Origin of the sequence: Rossellomorea sp. GAMAL-10_SWC (assembly GCF_049568075.1) — a bacterium.
GTDB lineage: Bacteria > Bacillota > Bacilli > Bacillales > Bacillaceae_G > Gottfriedia.
In genome coordinates this window covers 2970691-2993247 of the sequence record NZ_CP144911.1, presented here as the reverse complement: position 1 = coordinate 2993247, position 22557 = coordinate 2970691, and the positions used below count along the sequence as shown (strand labels likewise).

Annotated in this window: 18 protein-coding genes; 16 read left to right on the top strand and 2 right to left on the bottom strand. The window is 33.6% G+C overall.

Annotated features, from left to right (window positions below):
• Positions 1-95: 95 nt before the first annotated feature.
• The 6 genes from V5E38_RS14920 (at position 96) to V5E38_RS14895 (ending at position 9382) form a co-directional block, all read left to right on the top strand.
• A complete protein-coding gene (locus V5E38_RS14920; protein WP_499210604.1) occupies positions 96-4205 on the top strand; it encodes a S8 family serine peptidase in 4110 nt (1369 codons plus the stop codon).
• A gap of 285 nt (positions 4206-4490) precedes the next feature.
• Positions 4491-4721, top strand: a complete 231-nt coding sequence (locus tag V5E38_RS14915) for a hypothetical protein (protein WP_069035062.1) — start codon at positions 4491-4493, stop codon at positions 4719-4721.
• A 111-nt stretch (positions 4722-4832) separates the two neighbouring features.
• Positions 4833-5339, top strand: a complete 507-nt coding sequence (locus tag V5E38_RS14910) for a protease inhibitor I9 family protein (RefSeq protein WP_499210603.1) — start codon at positions 4833-4835, stop codon at positions 5337-5339.
• A gap of 197 nt (positions 5340-5536) precedes the next feature.
• The gene (locus V5E38_RS14905) at positions 5537-7003 is read left to right on the top strand and encodes a response regulator transcription factor (protein ID WP_499210602.1); all 1467 of its coding nucleotides are present in this window, start codon (positions 5537-5539) and stop codon (positions 7001-7003) included.
• Between the two features lie 189 nt (positions 7004-7192).
• Complete coding sequence (locus V5E38_RS14900) at positions 7193-8653, top strand: flavin monoamine oxidase family protein (protein WP_499210601.1); 1461 nt, start codon at positions 7193-7195, stop codon at positions 8651-8653.
• A gap of 201 nt (positions 8654-8854) precedes the next feature.
• Positions 8855-9382, top strand: a complete 528-nt coding sequence (locus tag V5E38_RS14895; RefSeq protein WP_286133626.1) for a DinB family protein — start codon at positions 8855-8857, stop codon at positions 9380-9382.
• A 78-nt stretch (positions 9383-9460) separates the two neighbouring features.
• On the opposite strand, the gene V5E38_RS14890 is transcribed toward V5E38_RS14895, so the two are convergent.
• On the bottom strand, positions 9461-9844 hold the full coding sequence (locus V5E38_RS14890) for a VOC family protein (protein WP_097978102.1): 384 nt from the start codon (positions 9842-9844) through the stop codon (positions 9461-9463).
• A 243-nt stretch (positions 9845-10087) separates the two neighbouring features.
• Between V5E38_RS14890 and hutU the strand changes: the two genes are divergently transcribed.
• The 3 genes from hutU to V5E38_RS14875 all read left to right on the top strand — a co-directional run bounded on the left by hutU (position 10088) and on the right by V5E38_RS14875 (position 14397).
• Positions 10088-11764: a urocanate hydratase gene (hutU, locus tag V5E38_RS14885; protein WP_387330836.1), complete on the top strand. Its 1677-nt coding sequence runs from the start codon at positions 10088-10090 to the stop codon at positions 11762-11764.
• The gene (gene hutI / locus V5E38_RS14880; protein WP_499210600.1) at positions 11764-13020 is read left to right on the top strand and encodes an imidazolonepropionase; all 1257 of its coding nucleotides are present in this window, start codon (positions 11764-11766) and stop codon (positions 13018-13020) included. The genes hutU and hutI overlap by 1 nt, the downstream gene beginning before the upstream one ends.
• A gap of 69 nt (positions 13021-13089) precedes the next feature.
• Complete coding sequence (locus tag V5E38_RS14875; RefSeq protein ID WP_499210599.1) at positions 13090-14397, top strand: MFS transporter; 1308 nt, start codon at positions 13090-13092, stop codon at positions 14395-14397.
• 139 nt (positions 14398-14536) lie between these two features.
• Here V5E38_RS14875 and V5E38_RS14870 read toward each other — a convergent pair whose 3' ends face one another.
• Positions 14537-16711, bottom strand: coding sequence for a PAS domain-containing sensor histidine kinase (locus V5E38_RS14870; protein WP_499210598.1), 2175 nt, complete (start codon positions 16709-16711; stop codon positions 14537-14539).
• Positions 16712-16988: 277 nt separating this feature from the next.
• On the opposite strand from V5E38_RS14870, the gene V5E38_RS14865 reads away from it, so the two are divergent.
• The 7 genes from V5E38_RS14865 (at position 16989) to V5E38_RS14835 (ending at position 21719) form a co-directional block, all read left to right on the top strand.
• Complete coding sequence (locus V5E38_RS14865) at positions 16989-17324, top strand: ArsR/SmtB family transcription factor (RefSeq protein WP_499210597.1); 336 nt, start codon at positions 16989-16991, stop codon at positions 17322-17324.
• Complete coding sequence (locus tag V5E38_RS14860) at positions 17317-17772, top strand: SRPBCC family protein (RefSeq protein ID WP_097978097.1); 456 nt, start codon at positions 17317-17319, stop codon at positions 17770-17772. Before V5E38_RS14865 ends, V5E38_RS14860 begins: the two co-directional genes overlap by 8 nt.
• Positions 17773-18173: 401 nt before the next feature.
• Entirely contained in the window at positions 18174-18599 is a 426-nt protein-coding gene (locus V5E38_RS14855) for a MarR family winged helix-turn-helix transcriptional regulator (RefSeq protein ID WP_387330821.1), read from the top strand.
• Positions 18583-18921, top strand: a complete 339-nt coding sequence (locus tag V5E38_RS14850) for a DUF3147 family protein (protein ID WP_499210596.1) — start codon at positions 18583-18585, stop codon at positions 18919-18921. Before V5E38_RS14855 ends, V5E38_RS14850 begins: the two co-directional genes overlap by 17 nt.
• 64 nt (positions 18922-18985) lie before the next feature.
• Positions 18986-19369: a YkvA family protein gene (locus tag V5E38_RS14845; RefSeq protein ID WP_499210595.1), complete on the top strand. Its 384-nt coding sequence runs from the start codon at positions 18986-18988 to the stop codon at positions 19367-19369.
• A gap of 358 nt (positions 19370-19727) precedes the next feature.
• On the top strand, positions 19728-20195 hold the full coding sequence (locus tag V5E38_RS14840) for a DUF3291 domain-containing protein (protein ID WP_499210594.1): 468 nt from the start codon (positions 19728-19730) through the stop codon (positions 20193-20195).
• 141 nt (positions 20196-20336) lie between these two features.
• Positions 20337-21719 carry an L-cystine transporter gene (locus V5E38_RS14835; protein ID WP_499210593.1) on the top strand — a complete coding sequence of 461 codons (1383 nt, stop codon included), beginning with the start codon at positions 20337-20339 and terminating at the stop codon, positions 21717-21719.
• The last annotated feature ends 838 nt before the right edge of the window (positions 21720-22557 follow it).

Sequence of the window (22557 nt, the reverse complement as noted above, 5' to 3'; positions counted from 1 at the left end):
GAAGTGTTGATGTTACTACACTAAAATAACCCGTTTGACCTCCAATTGAATTTTCAGAATAATTGATAACGTAGTCGGAAAATAGGAGGAAGAAGATGGGGAGTAATTTATACAAAAAAAATTTTCTAAAAGGTATGACTATCGTAGCGCTATCATCAAGCTTAATTTTGGCCTCTTTAGGAAATGTAGGTCATGTTTCAAAAGCTGATAGTTATTCAAAAGCTGAAGATATTCTTGCGAAATTAACACCAACGCAAAGGGCAGCTTTAAATGAGCTATCAACAAATGAGTCGAAAGGTCTACAAATATCGGATTTGGATTTAAATTCCAATGAACAAACAAATGTAATCGTTGAGTTTACTAATAAACCGGCAAAGATTGCTCAAATTGAAGCAAGTTCAGAAGGAAAGCAGCTTTCTAAAACGGAAGCATCTAAATTAGTAGATCTAGATCATGAAGATTTCCAGGCAGATGTAAATAAGGTATTAATTGATGGAAAAAAATCAAAAGTAAATTTTAGAATTAATCGTTCATATAAGCATGCGTTCAATGGGGTAGCGATGAGCTTACCAGTAAATCAAATTAAAAACCTTTTAAAATCAAAAGCGGTTAAAGCTGTTTGGAAGAATGAAAAATTTTCAATTGATCCACCTAAACAAGCAGAAAATAATGAACAGTTAAAGCCTGATGAGGATAATGTAGCTAATTACACACCTTATGATGGATTGGATCGTTTACACGAAGAGGGTTTTACAGGAAAAGGAATTAAAATCGGAATACTTGATACAGGAATTGATTATAACCATCCTGATTTAAAGGACGCTTATAAAGGTGGATATGATTTTGTTAACAATGACAATGACCCGATGGAAACAACGTTTGCAGATTGGAAACAATCTGGGCAACCAGAGCTTTCAGGCTCAAATACATATTACACAGAACACGGTACACATGTTGCTGGAATCATCGGTGGTCGTGGAGTAGCAAATAGTGAATATAAAACTCTTGGAGCAGCACCCGAAGCAGATCTTTATTCCTACCGAGTTTTAGGACCATATGGTAGTGGGACAACTGCTAATATTATAGCAGCATTAGATAAAGCTGTTGCAGATGGAATGGATATTATAAACATGTCGTTAGGAGCATCAATTAATGATCCTCTTTATGCTACATCAGTTGCTGTTAACAATGCAGTTTTAAGTGGTGTAACGACTGTAGTAGCTGCAGGTAATAGTGGAGATCAAATGTATACTCTTGGCTCTCCAGGTTCATCTGCTTTAGCAATAACTGTTGGAGCTTCCACAACTGCGATTAATATGTTTCAGTTTACTGGATTACAAGCTGGTAAAAATTATGCTGTAAGAGAAATTGCAAGAAATTATACAGATGATTTAACATCTTTAAAAGGAAAAACATTTAAATTAGTAGACGTTGGGCTAGGTAAAGCAACAGATTATAACGGTAAAGACGTAAATGGAAAAATAGTTTTTATCTCTCGTGGAGACACTGCATTCGTAGATAAAATTAAACTAGCGAAAAGTAAGGGCGCAGCTGGCGTAATTATTTATAACAATGAAGTGAATAAAGCAGAAGGACTAATCCAAGCGTATTTAGGTGAATCGGTCAATTCAATTCCTAGTTTTTCAGTTTCATATGAAGACGGATTGGCAATTTTAACAGCAATGAAAGCCGGTGATACTGATTTTACATTTGGTGATTTTACAAAAGTAAAAACGGCAGATGATGAATTAGCGGTATTTAGTTCAAGAGGACCTTCAAGGGTAAATTATGATATTAAACCAGAGATTACCGGACCTGGTGTTGCTGTACTTTCAACCGTCCCATTTTATGTTAATAATAAAACAGTAGATGGAACAAAACCGGAAGATTATAAAATAGCTTACGAACGCTTATCTGGTACATCGATGGCAACACCTTTTGTTGCAGGGGTTTCAGCATTATTACTCCAATCTAATAAAGATCTACAACCAGCAGACGTAAAATCAATTTTAATGAATACGGCTGATTCATTAACGAAAGATTATAGTGTTTATGAGATCGGTAGTGGAAGAATAGATGCTTATGAAGCGATTCATTCAACTGTTGAAATTAGTGTTGTTGATAAAACGCCAATGATTATCGATGGAAAAGAAAAATCTATTAGCGAGTCAACAGGTGCAATGAGCTTTGTTTCAATTAGTTTTAATGATTTAGATCATTCTTCAACACGAAATATTACTTTGAAAAATAGAAGTGAAAAAGCAAAAAACTTTAGCATTGAAGCCAAATTTCAAACTGGACTTAGAGGGTCAAAAGATGCTGCAAAAAATAATGTAACAATTTCAGGTCCTACATCCGTTATGTTAAATGGCATTAGTTCAAAAACAATAAAAATGAATTTAAACATTCCGAAATCTGCGCAAAAAGGAATTTACGAAGGATATATTGTTTTTACAAATAATGCCGATCCAACTGAAAAATATCAGATCCCATTTGGAGTACATTATGTAGAAGAAGGCTTTAATTCAATGGCAACTTACAATAAAATGCAGACTTCAGACTACAATAACTATTATCCTTTACTAAATTACACGACAGGTGTAGTTTTTAATGCTAGATCGAGTATGAATACAATTGATTTTGTTTTATTGGACAGTGAAACTGAAAAAGAAATTGGTTATTTAGGAATACTAAATACGTCTCAGTACAATGAAAATACAGATTATTATATTGATGGTGCTTTTACAGGATACTATTTACCGTTCACTGGAAATCCAAAGCAACCAATTTCAACTACGGAGGTTAAGGTACCATATGGTCCAGGTCATTATAAAGTAAAAATTATTGGTACAAATCGAGAAGGTAAAACATTTACGATGATCGATCATACAATGATCGATATTACAGGTCCTAAATTTACAACAGATGTAGAAGAAGGTGTTATTGAGTACAAACCAGGAACGACATCATATCCAATTTCAGGTAGAGTGTTTGATAATACGCAAGATGACTATAGAAAACAAGGGATTTCTATCGATCAATCTGGTAACTTCGTAATGGAGAAGAATAATAGTTCAATATTTACAAACGGATTTTATGTCGATGCGACCGGAAGCTTCACATACAATATTCCAATAAATGCGAAAAGCTTTAATGTAGAACTTGCAGGATATAACTCAGCAGCGATCGGTGACCGTTACAAATACTATACTTTTATTCAAGAAGGCACACCAATTGTATATGGAAGTGTAAATAAAAAAATTGTCAATCAAGGTGAAACTGTTAAAGTGACTTTAAAAGCTAGTAATCTAACAGATGCGAAAAAACTAATAACGAGCTTCAATTTTACGACTAGCCAACTAGAATTAGTAGATGTAAAACTGAATCCAGCTATTGAAAAATTCGGAACTGCCAAACTTACAACAACTGCAGTTCCATCGGGTACTCTAAAAGTAAATGTAGAAATGACAGAAGGTAAAGTGACTGGTGATGTACCTTTTGCAGAAGTCACATTAAAAGTAAAAAATGACTCATATAATATGCTTTCGACTTTTAAATCACCAACAGCTTCTTATGAAAAAGATGCAAACCAAACTATCTCGATGTTTTCAGCGATTACTCCAATTTGGAGCCAACCAACCTATTCCAAAATTACTGGAGGTATTGGGGTTCCAGAATCATTGAAAAGAGAAGGGAGAGATGGTTGGAGGGTAGATCCATCTAAAATCGGTGCAGTGCTTTCTGTAAAAGACCAAAGTGGAAATCTTTATCCAGGGGTAATCTCTTCATATGGCTCACCAACTGTAGAAAAACTACCAGTTACTATTGAAGAATTGGAAGCTTCACTTGATCTACCTGGTCATTTTACAATGTATGTACCTTTTCACGTGGGTTTTTTAAATGACGAAGGAATACCAACTGCACATTGGAATCCCGAAATAAACTTTAAAGCACCAATAGCAGGAGATGTAAATAAAGACAATGTAATTGACATAAAGGATGCATTATTCATCCAAACATATTGGGGTACGAATAAACGAAGTGCAGATATTAATTTTGATAATATCGTTGATGCAAAAGATTTTGCTTTCTTTGAGAAAAATTACTTAATGCAAAATCCAACGGTTGGGGATGCACCAAAACCGGTTAAAAAATATAAGGGTAAAACGATTGATGATATAAAGCTAGATTTAGGGATCAATTAAATAATTAAATCAGACAAACCCTTCTGTTAGAGGTTATAGTAGTCTGCTTGGGGATTGTAAGAAGTTTGATAACAAATCGGGGGAGTGAATTTTGCTCTCTTTTTTCCTAATATTTTCCCATAGTACTAATGAATCTTGAAGGTTCAAACAAATAAAACTTTAGAGGTATAATTAGTAGACATGCTAAATAGAATGATACAAAGAACTAGTCCTAAGTAGGTTTTAATAATAGGACTAGTTCTTTTTACGAAAAATCGTTGTTCTATACAAGTAGGAGGGGCAATTATGAACTTTACAGATTATCTAATAAATGTAAAAAAACTCAATGAAGTCAAAGCGAGTCAATATAATCATAGACTTTCAACTTTAAAAAAATATAGAATTTATAACAATGAAAAAGTATTAAGTGTTCATATGTTAAAGAGGATTAAAAGTCTATCCAAAGATACAACAAAACAATATTTGAGGACGATTAATTATCATATTGAATTTTTGAATGATAACTATAGGATGTAACAATGTTTATTACTTCTAAACTAAATAATGTTTGAAAGGGCACTCTAAAGGATAAAATCCAGATAGATTGTCTTTTTTTATTAAACAGTTTTTGAAGGGGATGTAGTAAATATGAAGAATTTTTATAGAGTAAGTATTTTATTTAGTTTAATGCTTTTTATCATGAGCGGATGTAATGGGAATACACTTAATACAACTAAAATTTCAGATGAGACAAAGGTGGCGAATGTTACAATGAACCCTTCTTTTTTTGTAGATCCATCAATTGATTTTTCAACTAATCAAATGACATCAATTATTATTGAATTTAAAACAAAGCCTGCTGTGGTAGCTGTAAAGGAAGCAGAGGCAGCGGGAAAACAACTAACTTTGGAAGAGGCAACTAAGCAAGTAGAAGAAAGTCATGCAAAATTTCAAGAAGAATTAAAAACTCTGCTAGAGGATCAACATGTACCGTATACGATTAGGCATGTTTATAAGACTGCACTGAATGGTGTATCAATGGACCTACCTGGTAAGGATATTAAACGATTATCACAATCAACAGTGATTGCAAGAATCTATCCAAATAAAAAAGTACATATTATGCCTCCTGTTACACCGTTTAATCAGAAATAATCATTCATTTGTGAGTGCCTCAAAAGTTTACATACTTTTGAGGCACTTTTTTAGAAGGAAAACTTTAAATTTAAAAAATCGAATTATTTCAAATACTATTTCATTAAAAACGATTAATTAAGCGTTTTTATTCTACAAAAACAAAATAAATTTGCTATTATGATATAAAAAAGATAGAAGTGAAGGTGAAAAACACGATGGAAATTCATTTAGTTGCAAAAGATGAGTTAGAGGCTTCAGGGATTAGGTGGGTCGTGGAATCGCACTTTACTGGTATTAACCTTGTTTCTTGGAAAACGATGGGAGAATTTGAAAAGGCTATTCAAAAGCAGCGGCCTGACCTTGTCATATTTGATATGGATCATTGGAAAAATGAGAGTGAAAGATTTGGTGATTTAATCCGAAAATTTTCAATTCGTTGGTTAGGTATTTCATCCGAGCGAATTTTTCAAACTGCCTATCTTGCATTACAATATCGAGCGGAGGATGTATTGTTTCGCCCATTTTCTCCTACTGATTTAATTAAGCATATTCAACAATTACGCTATCAAATTCGTAATAAAGAACGATTCTTTACTAGAAACATTAATGAAGAAATAAGCCCTTTTAATATAGATTATCCTGACCTTTTTTTGAATGAAAGAATGTATGATGGTCCGATTACGATGGTTGCATTTTTGACACCGAATTCAAGTACACTTCCACTTGTCTATAAAGCATTAGAACGAAATCCCTTTACCGGGAAAAATCGTCTATTCGTAGGTTCTGACTTTATTTTAAGTGTACATGAAGTTGATGAAGTGTTATTGCAGGATGAATATAATGCATTTCTTGCTCGGTGGAAAGAAATGATGGATGAGCCTCTTGCAATCGTAATGAAAGTTGGAACTCAGGAAGAGACATTAAAAGATATTTTCGAGCAAACACTTCAGTTAACACGGAGAATCTTCTTTGAAGGTTATGATATTATTTTGGCTGAAAACGAACCAATGCCATTTCAAGAGAAGGATCCATTCCTTACACCTCTAGAGCAACGCCATTGGATTGAAATGCTAGAAAAAAGAGATGCAAAAGCGATTCGAGACTGGATGGAACTAGAATTTTTAACTTTTCAGCAGCCTTACCCAGATCCAGAAATTGTTCGAATCCGATTAACAAGTGTACTTGCACAAATAAGAAGATATATGAAATCAAATAATCTTCAAAATGCATCATGGGAAGGTACTTATTATGACATTTTCCAAAAAATTGTACATGGACCAATCATCTATCAAATTGTTCAAGAATTGCTTGATTTTACAACAAGTCTATTGCTACAAGGGCATGATTCTTCCCAAGAAGGCCATCGTACATTAGTTGAAAAAACAAGGGAGTTAATTGAATCGAATTATTGGGATGCCGGATGGAGCTTAACAGATTGCGCTGATGCACTAAGGATTAATAAAAGTACACTAAGTCGTCGCTTTACGGCCGAATCAAATCAATCGTTTAGAGAGACGCTCCATGAAGTGCGCATTAGAGAAGCAAAACGATTATTAGATGAAACTGACTTACCACTAGATGAAATTTCAAGATTAATTGGCTATTCTCACCAATCATATTTTAATGCAAAGTTCAAACAACTTGAGGGGTGTACTCCTTTAGTTTATCGATCAGGATTATAAAAGAAACGGTTCAGTTTAGGCTGAACTGTTTTTTTTATGAATCTATTTAACTAAGAATCATTGATGAATTAGTAGAGAAATAAAACAAATGGCCTAGAAGAAACGTGACAAAAGGATAATTCTAAATAAAAGATATTATGAATAAATTTTAAGAATGATAACTTTAGACTTTAGAAAGAGTTGATTTTTATGAACTCAAGAATAAAACTTCCAACGAATCAAATGATATCGATTATTCGAAATGGACTAGAAAAAACAAATAGTCCAAAGCGAATAACGATCGTTGGCGCAGGAATGTCAGGATTAGTTGCTGCATCCTTATTAAAAAAAGCGGGTCATATTGTAACAATTTTAGAAGCAACAGGGCGACTAGGAGGAAGGGTTTACACAAAAAGAAAGCCGTTTATTGCGGGCCAATATCTTGAAATGGGGGCTATGCGAATTCCATCGACTCATTCGCTAGTTTTTGAGTATATTAAAAAATTTAATTTACCTTTAAATGAATTTATTAATACTACACCGAATGATTTAATTTACGTAAACGATATTAAATTAACTCAAAAAGAAAATGAAACGAATCCTGATTTATTGGGCTTTCCAGTAAATCCCTCAGAAAAAGGATTAAATGCTGATCAATTAATAGAAAAAGCCATTATACCTTTATTAGAATTTATAAGTCAAAATCCAGATAAAAATTGGGAAACTGTTGTTAAATATTATGATAAGTATTCAATGGATGCATTTTTAAGATATAATCCTGTAGGTCAATCGTTGTCACCAGATGCAATCGAGCTTATTAAAGTTATCCAAGGTTCGAGAGGATTTCCAGAGCTAGGTTTTACTTCAATTTTAAGAGAATTTACAGTCCTATTTTCTAAAGATATAAAGCTTTACGAAATTACTGGTGGAAATGATCAATTACCATATTCTTTCTTACCTGAATTAAAGGAAAATCTTTTCTTTGGACAGAGATTGATAGGAATTATACAAGAAAGTAATCAAGTTACATTACAAACAGAAAATGTAAATAGTTTTGAAAAGTTTCAACTATCCAGTGATTTTGCAATCATTACGATTCCATTTTCTGTTTTAAACTTTGTTCAAGTTGTTCCACCGAATACTTTTTCCTACAATAAGTGGAAAGCGATAAGAACGCTTCATTACTTGGCATCCACTAAAATAGGTCTACAATTTAAATCAAGATTTTGGGAAAAGTATGGTCAGTTCGGCGGTAAAACAACCACAGATTTACCAATCCGATTTTCTTATTTTCCAAGTAACCAGTTAGGTTCTGAAGGTCCAGGTGTAATACTGGCCAGTTATACATGGGAGGATGCTGCCTTATATTGGGATAGTTTGTCAGAAGAAGATCGGATAAGATATGCATTAAGAGACTTGGCAACAATTTATGGAAATCAAGTATATACAGAGTTTATTACAGGCACTTCGCACAGTTGGACGCAAGATCCTTTTGCAGCGGGAGCTCTGTCAATGGGTAAGCCTGAACAGGAAATTGATTTAGGACCATATATTCCTACACCAGAAGGAAGAGTACACTTTGCTGGGGAACATACTTCATCAATCCCTGGTTGGATAGAAGGTGCTATTGAATCTGGAATTAGGGTTGCTTTGGAAGTTAATAATGCTTAATGACTTTATGGAAAATATAAAGTTAAACTATTTCTCTTTTAGAAATATAAAGAAACAGTTCAGTTTATGCTGAGCTGTTTTTTTAAATCCGTTTTTTAAATTATTAGAGGAATTAAAAAACATCTTCATAATTAACTTTTTTCTATTGATTACTTATTATAAAATTAAATTTTGTGTAGAAAAATGAAAGGGGTTGCAACTATGTACGAATGGAACAAATTACTTTTAGTTGGAGAGCAAGATGGTGTTAAAGGAGATTTTAATACATTAACTTCTATGATGAATTATGTAAGATATACAACTTTGGAAGCTATTAAAGATATTACAGTGGAGGAGTTAGATTATTTACACACCCCAAAAGGTAATACCATTGGAATGTTATTAACTCATATGGCAGGAGTTGAGTATTGGTATCAGCTTAATACATTTGAAAATCGAGACTTAAATTCGGAAGAAGAAGAGAAATGGTTACCTGGTTTAGATTTAGATGATCATGCTAGAAAGACGATTAAAGGAAATGATGCAGACTATTATATTAATCTTTTAAACTCGGTTCGAGAAGAAACTTATGCAAAGTTTAAAACACTTTCAGATGAGTGGTTATATGAGCAGACAGAGTTTGGTAGAGAAAAAGCTACAAATTATTTTAAATGGTTTCATGTATTTGAGGACGAAATCAATCACCGTGGCCAAATCAGAATGATCCGTAAATTATTTAAAAATGCTTAAAAATAGCCTGTATCGTCGAATGATATTAATCGATGATACAGGCTTGAATTTTAGATCTTCCTCAATTATTCTCTCATATTAACTAGTACAAATCATTAATACATTCCCATCTAAATCTTCAAAGTTAAAATAAGCAAATTCTCCGATACGTTCAATTTCTTTTACGATTGCAATATTATTTTCTTTCATAAAGTTATAAGCCGCGTCTATGTCGTCGGAGTAGAAATTAAATAACACATGTTTTGAAGGTTCGAACTTAAAATTAGGATCAAAAGTATGATCATCTAATGTAAGTCCAGTAGTACCTGTTACTGGTATGTTGAATACTGGAGATTCAATCTGGCTACTATCGAGCGTAATACCAAGGAGTTTACAATACCAATTAACTGATTTTTTTAAATCCTTAACATGGATAAAAACATTGTTAACTTTACTAGCAATTGGGGAAACAGTTGATTTCATGACGATACCACCTTTCGATTTAATCAATTAATGAATTCTACATCATTTATTTTAAACCTTTTTTATATTCCATAGTTTTCTTTTAAAATAGACTAATTAATTAATAGAAAATGATATAATTTATAAAAAAACAAATTAAAGTTAAGTAATTTGAATTAAATTATAAAATAATCATTATTTTATAATAAAATATCGGAAAATTCGTGTTAGACTGAAAATATCACATCAAGGGGGTATTAAATTATGAATACGGTTACAGTCGATAAAGTAGTTAGATATAGAGGTACGGAATTAAATACAAAAGGTTGGCAACAAGAAGCAGTTCTTCGTATGTTAATGAATAATTTAGATCCAGATGTAGCAGAGCGTCCAGAGGATCTTGTTGTATATGGTGGAATTGGTAAAGCAGCTCGTAACTGGGAGTGCTTCGATGCGATTGTTGATTCATTAAAGAATTTAGAAAATGATGAAACATTATTAGTTCAATCTGGTAAACCAGTAGCGATTTTTAAATCTCATGCTGATGCGCCACGTGTTTTAATTGCGAACTCAAATCTAGTACCTGCTTTTGCTAATTGGGATACTTTCCACGAATTAGATAAAAAAGGTTTAATGATGTACGGTCAAATGACAGCAGGTAGCTGGATTTATATTGGTTCTCAAGGTATTGTTCAAGGAACTTACGAAACATTTGCTGAATTAGCAAAACAACATTTTAATGGCACACTTGCAGGTACAATTACTGTTACTGCTGGTCTTGGCGGAATGGGTGGAGCTCAACCACTTGCTGTTACAATGAATGGCGGAGTTTGTATCGGAATCGATGTAGATGAAACTAGAATCGATCGTCGTATTGAAACTAGATATACAGATGTAAAAACAGATTCATTAGATGAGGCAATTCGTCTTGCTGAAGAAGCGAAAAAAGAAGGAAAAGCATTATCAATCGGTCTTGTAGGAAATGCTGCTGATATTTTACCAGAAATGATTGCTAGAAACTTTATTCCAGAAGTATTAACTGACCAAACGTCAGCACATGATCCATTAAACGGTTATACACCATCAGGAATGTCATTAGAAGAAGCTGCAGAATTAAGAGCTTCAAACCCAGAACATTATGTTGCTCGTTCAAAAGCTTCAATGGCAACTCATGTAAAAGCAATGCTTGAAATGATGGAAAAAGGATCTGTGACATTTGATTACGGTAATAACATCCGTCAAGTTGCGAAGGATGAAGGAGTAGAAAATGCATTTGATTTCCCAGGATTCGTTCCAGCTTATATCCGTCCACAATTCTGTGAAGGTAAAGGACCTTTCCGTTGGGTAGCATTATCAGGTGATCCTGAAGATATTTACAAAACTGACCAAGCTATTTTACGTGAATTTGCTGATAATGAACATTTATGTAATTGGATTCGTATGGCTCAGGAAAAAGTTCAATTCCAAGGCTTACCTTCACGTATTTGCTGGTTAGGTTATGGAGAGCGCGCTCGTTTCGGTAAAATCTTAAATGACATGGTTGCAAGTGGCGAATTAAAAGCTCCAATCGTAATTGGACGTGATCACTTAGATTCAGGTTCTGTAGCATCTCCAAATCGTGAAACTGAAAGCATGATGGATGGATCAGATGCAGTAGCAGACTGGCCAATCTTAAATGCAATGATTAATGCAGTTGGTGGAGCTACTTGGGTATCAGTTCACCACGGTGGTGGAGTAGGAATGGGTTACTCTTTACACGCTGGTGTTGTAATTGTTGCAGATGGTACGAAAGAAGCAGAAGCACGTATTGAGCGCGTATTAACAACAGACCCTGGAATGGGTGTAGTTCGTCACGCTGATGCAGGTTATGAGCTAGCAAAACAAACTGCTCGTGAAAGAGGAGTAAATATTCCAATGCTTGATAAAGGGACTGATAAGTAATGACAAAACCAATTTGGATTAAAAATGCAGCTCAATTAGCAACGCTTGCTTCTGAAATGAAAGGACCTCGCTCAAAGGAAGCAATGTCAGAGCTTGGTTTAATTGAAGACGGTAGCTTATGGATTGAAGATGGAGTAATACAAGCTGTTGGTACAACAAAAGAAATTCAAGATCGTTATGCAGAAAAAATTCATGAAGCAGAAGTAGTTGATGCATCAAACCAACTTGTTACTCCTGGTCTAGTGGATCCACATACACATGTTGTGTATGGTGGTAGCCGTGAGCGTGAATTTGAAATGCGTCTTGAAGGTGCAACATATATGGATATTATGAATGCGGGTGGCGGAATTCATGCGACTGCCCGCATGACTCGTGAAGCGACTGAAGAAGAATTGATGGCACAAACGATGCGTCGTCTAGATTCATTCATTACACATGGCGTTACTACTGTAGAGAGTAAGAGCGGTTATGGTATGGATTTAGAAACCGAGTTAAAGCAGTTAAGAGTGATGAAAAAATTAAAATATATGCATGCAGTTGAATTAGTTCCTACTTTTATGGGTGCACATGCAGTGCCGAAAGAGTTTAAAGGACGAGAAGACGAATTTGTTGATCACTTAATTAACGACATGCTACCAATCATCGCAGAAGAAAAACTAGCTGAATTTAATGATGTATTCTGCGAAAAAGGTGTATTTACACCAGAACAATCAGAGCGAATTTTAGAAGCAGGTAAGAAATTTGATCTAATTCCAAAAATTCATGCTGATGAAATTGAACCGTATGGCGGAGCGGAATTAGCTGCAAAAGTTGGTGCTATTTCAGCCGAGCATTTATTAAAAGCTTCTGATGAAGGTATTGCTGCAATGGCCAAATCAGGAACAATTGCTTGTCTATTACCTGCAACAGCACTTTATTTACGTGAAGATGCTGCTAAAGGAAGAAAAATGGTTGATGAAGGGGTAGCTGTAGCTATTTCAACTGACTGCAATCCAGGTTCTTCACCAACAACTTCCATGCCACTTGTAATGAACTTAGCTTGTATTTCAATGAGACTTACTCCAGCTGAAAGCTTAACAGCAGCAACATACAACGCTGCGTGTGCTATTAATCGCCAAGATCAAATCGGCTCACTTGAAGTTGGGAAACAAGCTGACATTGTATTATGGAATGTTAAAAACTATCAAGAATTACAATATTTATTTGGTGTTAACCATGTGAAATCTGTTTGGAAAAAAGGTAATAAGATTGTGTAAGTAGTAGAAAGTGATCAATATATGGGGGGTTCTTCTGATAAAAAAATTAATAGGAGGAACTATCTTTTAATGAAAAATAATTATAGATTCTTTATCATTTTTATGATCATTTTGATCACGATCGTTAATTATATCGACCGAGGTGCAATTGCATATGCACAGGCAGAGATAATTAAAGAGTTTGGATTAAGTCCTATAAGTTGGGGTGAAATCCTAGGTTACTTTGGATATGGTTATATATTTGGAGCTTTATTTGGCGGAGCTTTCGCCGACAAAAAAGGACCTAAATTTATGTGGTTACTTGCCGCAACTGCCTGGTCAATTTTTGAATTAGGCACTGTATTTGCTGGGAATTTAGGTGCGACTTTATTTGGTGGGTCAGCTTTAGCTGGATTTGCAGTTTTCCGAGTATTATTCGGACTTGCAGAAGGGCCTACCCTCTCAACGATGAATAAAACAATGGCAAACTGGGTTTCTCCGAAAGAAAGAGGCTTTGCAGTTGCGCTTGGTTTAGTAGGTACACCAGTAGGAGCACTGATTACTGCACCAATCGTAGTTGCTCTATTATCAGTTGCAAGTTGGAAAGTGACATTTATTATTCTTGGTGTAGTTGGTTTAATTTGGGCATTTATTTGGTCTAAAGTATTTACAAACCTACCAGAAGAAAATCCAAACGTCACAAAACAAGAACTTGAGATCATCCGTTTAAATAATCCGGTTAGTGGAAAAAGTGAACAAGAATCTACACCGTGGTACTATTTTTTCAAAAATCCTAATCTAGTAATGAATGCAATTGGTTATTTTGCCTTTTTATATGTAAATATATTATTACTTACTTGGACGCCAAAATATTTACAAGATGAATTCGGTTTTTCATTAGCATCACTAGGATTTGTTGGAATGATCCCATGGATTGGAGCTATTTTTACAGGTTTACTAGGCGGGAAAATATCAGATTCACTTCTTAGAAAAACAGGGAATTTACGAATTGCTAGATCTTGGTTCACAGTTATTTCATTATTCTTTACAGCAATTTGTTTCATGCTGATTCCGACAGTTCAAAGTGCTACAGCAGTCTTAATCTTAATGTGTATTGGTAATGCATTTAACTATTTACCAAACTCAATTTATTGGACAGTAGTATTAGATACAGAACCAAAAAAAGCTGGAACATTTGGTGGCGTAACACATTTCATCGCAAACCTAGCTACAATTATTGCACCAACCTTAACTGGTAGCCTAGTCGCAAAACATGGATACAGTGCAATGTTTATCGCAGCATCAATCGCAGTAACATTAGGAATGGTTGCCATGATCTTTGTTAAACCAGGGAAACGAGAACAACCTGCTAGACCTTCGAATGATCTTGCAGGTTAATAGAATGAAAAAGAGAAATTGTTTCGGCAATTTCTCTTTTTTTCTTCTGAATTCACTTTTAAAACTTAAGGAATACAACTTTTTTATTTACTTATCCATACATCCATTTCATTTATTGTTAATTATTAGTTAATTTTTATCAATTGATGGCAATCTCAGTTGAATAATTGGCCGTTTTATTTGCGAACGGTAGGATAACTTCAATAATTGTACCTTTGTTTACTTCACTCTCAATATTGATTTCGCCAAAATGATTATCAATGATTTTTTTACTAATCATAAAACCTAAGCCCGTTCCTTTTTCTTTCGTAGTATAGAATGGTTGCCCCAACTTTCTAATCGTTTCCTCGGACATCCCGCCGCCTTCATCAATAATTTGGACCATCAATTTTTCTTCATCTCTTTTTTGGGTTCGAATAGTTAATTTTCCACCTTTTTTCATAGCTTCAATTGCATTTTTAATAAAGTTGATAAACACCTGTTTCATTTGATTTTCATCACAATTAATATGAATATCTTCCGTTAGAAACTCAGTGATAATGTCAACATTATTTATAATTGCATCCGTTTTTAATAGAACGATAATTTGAGTTAATAACAATTGAATATCTATATGTTCCAATTTATTAATTTGTGGTTTTGCTAGAATAAGTAGTTCACTAAGAATTCCTTCGATTCGTTCACATTCTGACGACATAATATTAAAATACTCTTCTTTATCTCCAAATCCATTCTTCATCAAATAAATGAATCCTTTTATAGAGGTGATCGGGTTTCGGATTTCATGGGCAATTCCTGCCGCTAATTGACCAGCAACAGATAGTTTTTCGGTGTTTTGTAACATTATTTGAGACATCTTCCACTCCGTAATATCCCTTAAAGTTACTGACCAACCATCCAAGTTACCTTGTGCATCGTGAATAGGCGCTGCTGATAAAATAACATTTACCTTAACCCCATCTTTTCGAACACGGATTGTTTCTTCTCCGAAAATAAACATACCTCGCTTAACCTTACCTTCAAATTGTTTGACTTCTACCATAATTTCGTCCGGAATAAAGCCCAATTCATACAAATGGACACCCTGTATCTCTTCTCTTGTCCAACCAAACATTGTCTCATATGCTTTATTAGAATGAACTACTTGACCATTCTGATTAAAAATTAATATGCTATCTACATTGTTTTCAATAAATGATTCAAGTTGTTTCGATTTTATTTTGAGGATTTCCTCTGCTTTTTTTCTTGAGGTGATATCACGACAAATTCCTGTGATCCCTATCACATTTCCTTTCAAATCAACAATAGGAGAGAGAGTTGCACTAACGTGAATCAGACTACCATCCATACATTTTCGAATTGTTTCTAGACCAACAACAGATACACCATTCCTTACCTTACTATGTACTTCTTGAATAAAGTCATTTAGAAAATCGGGAACAATCGGTAAGTTTTTCCCTATAATTCTTTCCGCTGAATAACCAAACATTGTTTCAAATGAACAATTAATCTCTAAAACTCGATTTTCCAAATCAATAACCCAAATTGCATCTGCATTGTTGTGTACAAAAGATTCTAGTCTTTCTTTCGTTTTGCGTAGTTCATCCTGCTCCAATTGCCGATCTGTGATATTTTTTGCAATTCCATATACTCCAACTATCTTACCGTTGACAATAATCGGCATATTTGTAACATTTAAATAGACAACAGTGCCATTTTTATGCAATGTTTTTACTTGATATTTCTGGGTAATGCCTTTCGTAGCTCTTTTATAATGTTCCGTTGCTCGATCCAAGTCTATTTTACTTACTAGAGGTACAAATGACATCTGCAATAACTCTGATTCACTATATCCGAACATTCTTACCATAGCTGGATTTACACTAAGGTAATTTCCATTTAAATCAAAAGAATATACTGCATCTGGATTTTGTTCATAAAGGGATTTGTAATGTTCATCCTTTTGTGTTTGTGATCGCTTCCTATCTGATATATCTTGGAAATATACACTTAAACCGCTCAATGAAGGGTATGCCTTCACTTCAAACCACATCTTGAGTGGGGGGAAATATGCTTCGAAATTTTCTTGTTTTTGTTCATGCAGCGCTTTATGATAATGCTTATAAAATGCTAACCCTATTGCTTCAGGAAATTCCCTCCATATATTTTTACCAACCAAGTTATCCCGTTTACGAAAAAGTAGACGGGCAGCTGCTGAGTTTACATAAGTAAAATTCCAATTAACATCTAATGCAAAGAATCCATCAGTGACTCTCTCTAAAATCTCATAAGCGTTTCCTACTGTGTTACTCATCTGCTCCCTCGCTGTCCATTTATATTTATTATTGTCAGTGATCGTCTACTCATTAGTAATTATTTATTCCTCTTCTTTCTCCAATAAATATTCTTGTCGAATGTAAGAAAATCCTGCTAATAACACTTTTTGGAAAAAGGAATCATTTGTTTTAAAACATTTTATTTTAATAGAATCTTGTTTTTTTAAAATGAATTTTGTTCTATTAGTAATTTAAACTTCAAAAAAGATCTAATGAACTTGACATGCAACTAATTAGTTGCTTAATATATAAATATTGAGGAGGTCGAATGAGATAGATAAGGTTTTTAAAGCACTTGCCGATTCAAGTCGAAGAAAACTGCTTGATGAGCTATTTATGAATAACGGCCAAACATTAATTGAATTATGTCAACATCTTGAAATGAGCAGACAAGCAGTAACTAAACATCTAGTGATACTAGAAGAAGCAAATCTTGTTGTAGTAGAGTGGCTTGGTCGAAATAAATTTCACTATCTTAATCCTGTACCAATTAGTGAAATTTCAAAGCGATGGATCAACAAGTATGAACATAATCGCTTAGATACATTAAGTGAATTAAAAAAACTTGAGGAGGATCATAACAATGAATAAACCACAATTTGTTTATGTTACATACATCGCAACTACACCCGAAAAACTATGGGAAGCTTTAACAAGCTCTCAATTTACTGAAAAATACTTTTTCGGAACTGCAATTGAATCTGATTGGAAAGTAGGCTCAACGGTTTCTTATTTACGAAATGGTGAAGTTACAGATTATGGAACGATTCTAAAATGTGAGCCATATCGTTTACTTTCATTCACATGGAATCATACAAACGATCCGACGAACCGTAAAGAACCATCAATCGTTACATTTATGTTGAAAGATTTAGAGTCAACAGTTAGATTAACGCTGAAACATGAAAATCTTGAACCTACTGATTTAGTAGATCGTGATGATACGTTTGAAGGATTAAACAATGGCTGGCCTGCAATTTTAAGTAACTTAAAAAGCTTACTTGAAACAGGGAATACATTACCACCTATTTCTATTTAAGAATTTAATAGGGGCAGTCCCGTAAGTCAGGTTAACTGACGGAGGGACGCCCTTTTTTTTGTAGAAATACTAGGGAAGTGGACGAATCTAAAAACAGTGAGTTGATCTGATTGCTCTTTTTTAAGGTATTTATCAATTTTTTTCTAAAATGAAAAGAATTGAACCATGTTTGCTAGTTTTCTATTTGAAAGTAACTTCTATCGTACAATTTCTAGGTCATAATACCTTAACTGGTATGGGTAATTTCTTGTTTTAATTGCGATTCTCAGATTTTATTTGCAGTCCATTGTATATTGTATTTTCCCAGAATTTCCTTAATCCTATATTTTACATATATCGTATTATAAGATATAATCTACAAATAAGAATTAATCGTATTATACGATATAAGGAGAATCAACATGGATAAAGAAATAAAACAACTGAATCAATTATGGACTGATGTTTACTATCTTTTACGGTACAAGCATAAAGAAAATATTACGCACCAAAGTGTTCGGATTTTACAAATTATCGATAAAGAAGATGAAGTTGGGATAAAGGATATTGCTGAAGGAATTAAAGTCTCTCACAATACAGCGTCAGAACATGTTAAACGGTTACTAGAAAAAGAATATGTTTATAAAACTCGTGGTGAGATTGATCAACGAAAAGTAATTCTAATGCTTACTGATTTAGGGAAAGAAGTTTTGTTACAAAATTCAAGTTTAAATGAAGAAAAGCTTCAACAGCTTCTTTTTGAACAGATGACAGAACAAGAAAGAGAAACGATATTAAAAGCATTTAATTTAATGAAAGAGAGAGCTCAAAATGTACGCGATTATTAAAATATTTACTTCCGCAATTATTATCGGAGTTATTACTGAAATAGCACGCCGATTCCCTACACAAGGTGGATTGATTGCGGCATTGCCTATCGTAAGTCTTTTAAGTTTAATTTGGCTAAATGTTCAGGGCGAACAAGTACAAACATTAAGTAAATTTGCATATGGAGTTGTACTTGGGATTCCAGGAACGGTCGTTATGTTATTGATTATCGGAGTAGCGCTTCAGCACTCAATGCACTTAGTTGCTTCAATCGGACTTGGCATTATAGGATGGCTTGTTTATATTTTTGCTCAAGACTTAGTGGTAAAACATTTGTTTTAATTTTCGTGACTCTTTCATTAAAAGCTTTGATATAATGAGTTAAAACGCAAATATAGGAGAAAAAATGCTTAAAAAATTAAAAATATGGGCGAAAAAATTAAAGCGACAAGTCTTCACACTTTATTTTGCATGCAAGGATGAACGTGTTCCGTTGTATGCAAAAGTATTCATAGTTTGTGTAGTAGCATATGCTTTTAGTCCAATTGATTTAATCCCTGATTTCATTCCAATTTTAGGCTATTTAGATGATGTTATTCTCATTCCTATAGGTATATATATTTCTTTAAAGTTGATACCAGACAATGTAATAGTTGACTGTGAAATGAAAGCAGAAGAAATGATGAAACAAGGTAAACCTAAAAATTGGATAGTCGGATCATTAATTTTGCTGATTTGGTTAGTGATTTTTATTTGGGTATTTTTCAAGGTTTATCAATTAATAAGTTAGTATTTTTAGACGAATGAAAAAAGGGCTGTCCCATTGTGATGTAGTCGTTTTAACCCAACCGTAACAGATGATACAAAACCAGTTAAAAAGTATTAGGGAATAGCCATTAATCTTGTTAAAACTCAATTAGGATTAAACTATAATTTATTTTTAGAGACAATCAAAAGGGAGTAATCCTAGGTGATTGTCTTTTTTGCTGTCTACAGAACACTGAATTCGATATTCAAAAAAGTTTACAAGGATTTCTACTTACTCCAATTCTCTACAAAATATAAAAATATTGAAAAAAAGAATTAGTTATGAAATAAAAGCTTACTTGAATATAAATTTAATAAAACCTGTCTATGGAGGACTATTTATGGCTTTTGTTGCAATCTATACAGTTGGTAGGCTAAAACACCCATATGACCACTCTGCCTCTCGTCAATTTTTTTCTGTAGGAAATGATGTCTTTCGTCAGGCTACAAAATCAGGTCACATGATTGATGCGTTTTCATCTGATGGAATCGCTCTCCCTGAAGAAGCTAGTAAGGGAGACGGCTATCCTATCCTTACACTAACGGTATGGAAGAATCTAGAATCCTTATATCGCTTTACGTACTCTGGACACCATAAACAAGCGTTGAAAGATCGAAGTAAATGGATGGAATCTTATAAAGAGAAACATCTTTCATATGTTGTTTGGTGGACCGAGAAACAAAGCGATATATCGTGGGAAGAGGCCTTTAAAAGATATGACTATTACATTCAAAATGGACCAACTCCTACTGCTTTTGATTTTAAGCATGCATTTGATGAACATGGTGAAACGCTATTAATTAAGTAGAAATAGATTTCTAGCTAAATTGTGTCTAAATGATAAAAAAGTAGGAATTTTACAAAATATTAATAAATCCTACTTGATTTATAGGAATACTTGTATTAGTATTTTCGTAAATTAAATTATTAAAAGAAAAGGGGGAGAAAAATGAATACATTTCTTATCTGCGTAAATGTTGTTATCTTATTAGTACTTATGTATGGCTTGTATTTTATGCAAAAAAAGCATGTATCTTTTTCAAAACGTGTATTCACTGGTTTAGGTTTAGGTCTTATTTTTGGTTATATTATTCATTTAATCTATGGAACTGAACATGACGTTACAGTCGGAACAATCGACTGGTTTAGCATTGTTGGTAGCGGTTATGTCAAACTATTACAAATGATTGTCATGCCTCTAGTATTCGTTTCGATTGTTGGAGCGTTTACAAAATTAAAGTTAACTAAGAATATCGGTAAAATTAGTGTCCTTGTTATTGGGATTCTTCTTGGTACAACAGCAATTTCAGCAGCTATTGGAATAGGATCTGCTTTAGGATTTGGACTTGATGGAATCAAAATATCAGAAGGTGCTGCTGAGACTGCTAGAATTACAGAATTACAAGGCCGTGTGCCAACTGTAGAAGCGATGACAATTCCTAAACAAATCCTTGAATTAATTCCAAGTAATCCATTTTTAGATTTAACTGGTGCACGTGCAACATCTACAATTGCAGTTGTAATTTTTGCAGCAATTGTGGGGATTGCATACTTAGGAGTAAAACGTAAAGAGCCTGAAACTGCAGAGTTTTTTGCTAAAATAATTGATACACTTTATTCAGTAACGATGAGAGTTGTATCGTTAATTCTTCGTTTAACACCTTATGGAATCTTAGCAATCATTACAAAAGTAGCAGCAACAAGTGATTATGATGCAATCGTAAAATTAGGTAAGTTTGTAATAGCGTCTTATGTGGCTTTAATCGTAATGTTTATTGTGCATTTATTATTATTATCATTTGCAAAACTAAGCCCAGTAAGATATGTGAAAAAAGCCTTACCAACTTTATCATTTGCATTTACGTCACGTACAAGTGCTGGAACATTACCAATGACAATCAAAACACAAACAAAAGACTTTGGAGTTTCAGAAGGAATTGCAAACTTTGCTGGTTCGTTTGGACTTTCAATCGGTCAAAATGGATGTGCTGGTATCTACCCAGCAATGTTAGCTGTAATGGTGGCTCCATCAGCTGGTGTTGATCCAACAAGTGCATCATTTATTATCTCACTAATCTTAATCGTAGCAATCAGTTCATTTGGTGTAGCTGGTGTCGGTGGAGGAGCAACTTTTGCAGCTCTTATCGTACTATCAGTTATGAATCTTCCAATCGCAATCGTTGGATTACTAATCTCAGTTGAACCTCTAATTGACATGGGCCGTACAGCTCTAAACGTTAGTGGGGCAATGACATCGGGTATCCTAACAAGTAAGGCTACAGGAGAATTTGAAAAAGAGGTTTATCAGCAAACGGATGTTGTGGAAGCATAAATGAAAAACTAAATAAAAAAAGAGTTCCAAGGAAAATGGCTTTTACTTGGAGCTCTTTTTTATTTAGAATTATCATTCGATTAATTGGTAGACAATAAAAATGTATTCACTTGATTTGCACATTAAAAAAACATTATATATTATTAAGAATTTCTTAATAGTGTTTATAGGTGGACATAAAAATTAAGTTTACTTTACATAAGGTCAATAATAAAGATGTATTAATGGCTAATTTTTACTAATTATATAACAATTTTTTTAATCTAGTAGGATCTATGATAGATAGGACACCAAAAATTATAGCTAGCAGACATGAGTTCAAATTCATCTACTTAAGTTCAAGAACGTAATTTTTCTTGAACTTTTTCGTATTTATTTAGACGTTGAAAATCAATTTTGGCTTAAGGTTAGGAGGAGGAAGGGTATATCGTTTTATGGACTTTGGTATTTCTTATTTGATTTACTTTATGAGGAAAGTATTTAAGGTTAATAGTTTTTATCATTACGGATTACTTAACACAAATGGTTGTATTAATAATTGATAATTTAGAATTAATGTTCAATTTACATAGTACTTATATAATTGTCCATGTGATATTTTTCACCATCTCACTGAAAAAATAAATTGAAATTCTAAAGCGTGACTGACTTCACTAGGAGAAGAAGTCGTAAGGAAGTTAAGCTCATTTAGGAAAAGGAGGAACAATATTCTATTGATATTTAACTTTTTTTCAAAGTTTATTAATTGTTGTAATCTGCTTTACTATATTGAATTCACTTAATATTGGGAAAATGTTCAGTGAGTTGATCTGTTAAATTGGGTGGAAACCTTGTAGCA

Excerpts from the sequence above, each read along its gene's own strand:
- V5E38_RS14920 (WP_499210604.1), top strand. The coding sequence starts at position 96 with ATGGGGAGTAATTTATACAAAAAAAATTTTCTAAAAGGTATGACTATC.
- V5E38_RS14915 (WP_069035062.1), top strand. The coding sequence starts at position 4,491 with ATGAACTTTACAGATTATCTAATAAATGTAAAAAAACTCAATGAAGTC.
- V5E38_RS14910 (WP_499210603.1), top strand. The coding sequence starts at position 4,833 with ATGAAGAATTTTTATAGAGTAAGTATTTTATTTAGTTTAATGCTTTTT.
- V5E38_RS14905 (WP_499210602.1), top strand. The coding sequence starts at position 5,537 with ATGGAAATTCATTTAGTTGCAAAAGATGAGTTAGAGGCTTCAGGGATT.
- V5E38_RS14900 (WP_499210601.1), top strand. The coding sequence starts at position 7,193 with ATGAACTCAAGAATAAAACTTCCAACGAATCAAATGATATCGATTATT.
- V5E38_RS14895 (WP_286133626.1), top strand. The coding sequence starts at position 8,855 with ATGTACGAATGGAACAAATTACTTTTAGTTGGAGAGCAAGATGGTGTT.
- V5E38_RS14890 (WP_097978102.1), bottom strand. The coding sequence starts at position 9,844 with ATGAAATCAACTGTTTCCCCAATTGCTAGTAAAGTTAACAATGTTTTT.
- hutU (WP_387330836.1), top strand. The coding sequence starts at position 10,088 with ATGAATACGGTTACAGTCGATAAAGTAGTTAGATATAGAGGTACGGAA.
- hutI (WP_499210600.1), top strand. The coding sequence starts at position 11,764 with ATGACAAAACCAATTTGGATTAAAAATGCAGCTCAATTAGCAACGCTT.
- V5E38_RS14875 (WP_499210599.1), top strand. The coding sequence starts at position 13,090 with ATGAAAAATAATTATAGATTCTTTATCATTTTTATGATCATTTTGATC.
- V5E38_RS14870 (WP_499210598.1), bottom strand. The coding sequence starts at position 16,711 with ATGAGTAACACAGTAGGAAACGCTTATGAGATTTTAGAGAGAGTCACT.
- V5E38_RS14860 (WP_097978097.1), top strand. The coding sequence starts at position 17,317 with ATGAATAAACCACAATTTGTTTATGTTACATACATCGCAACTACACCC.
- V5E38_RS14855 (WP_387330821.1), top strand. The coding sequence starts at position 18,174 with ATGGATAAAGAAATAAAACAACTGAATCAATTATGGACTGATGTTTAC.
- V5E38_RS14850 (WP_499210596.1), top strand. The coding sequence starts at position 18,583 with ATGTACGCGATTATTAAAATATTTACTTCCGCAATTATTATCGGAGTT.
- V5E38_RS14845 (WP_499210595.1), top strand. The coding sequence starts at position 18,986 with ATGCTTAAAAAATTAAAAATATGGGCGAAAAAATTAAAGCGACAAGTC.
- V5E38_RS14840 (WP_499210594.1), top strand. The coding sequence starts at position 19,728 with ATGGCTTTTGTTGCAATCTATACAGTTGGTAGGCTAAAACACCCATAT.
- V5E38_RS14835 (WP_499210593.1), top strand. The coding sequence starts at position 20,337 with ATGAATACATTTCTTATCTGCGTAAATGTTGTTATCTTATTAGTACTT.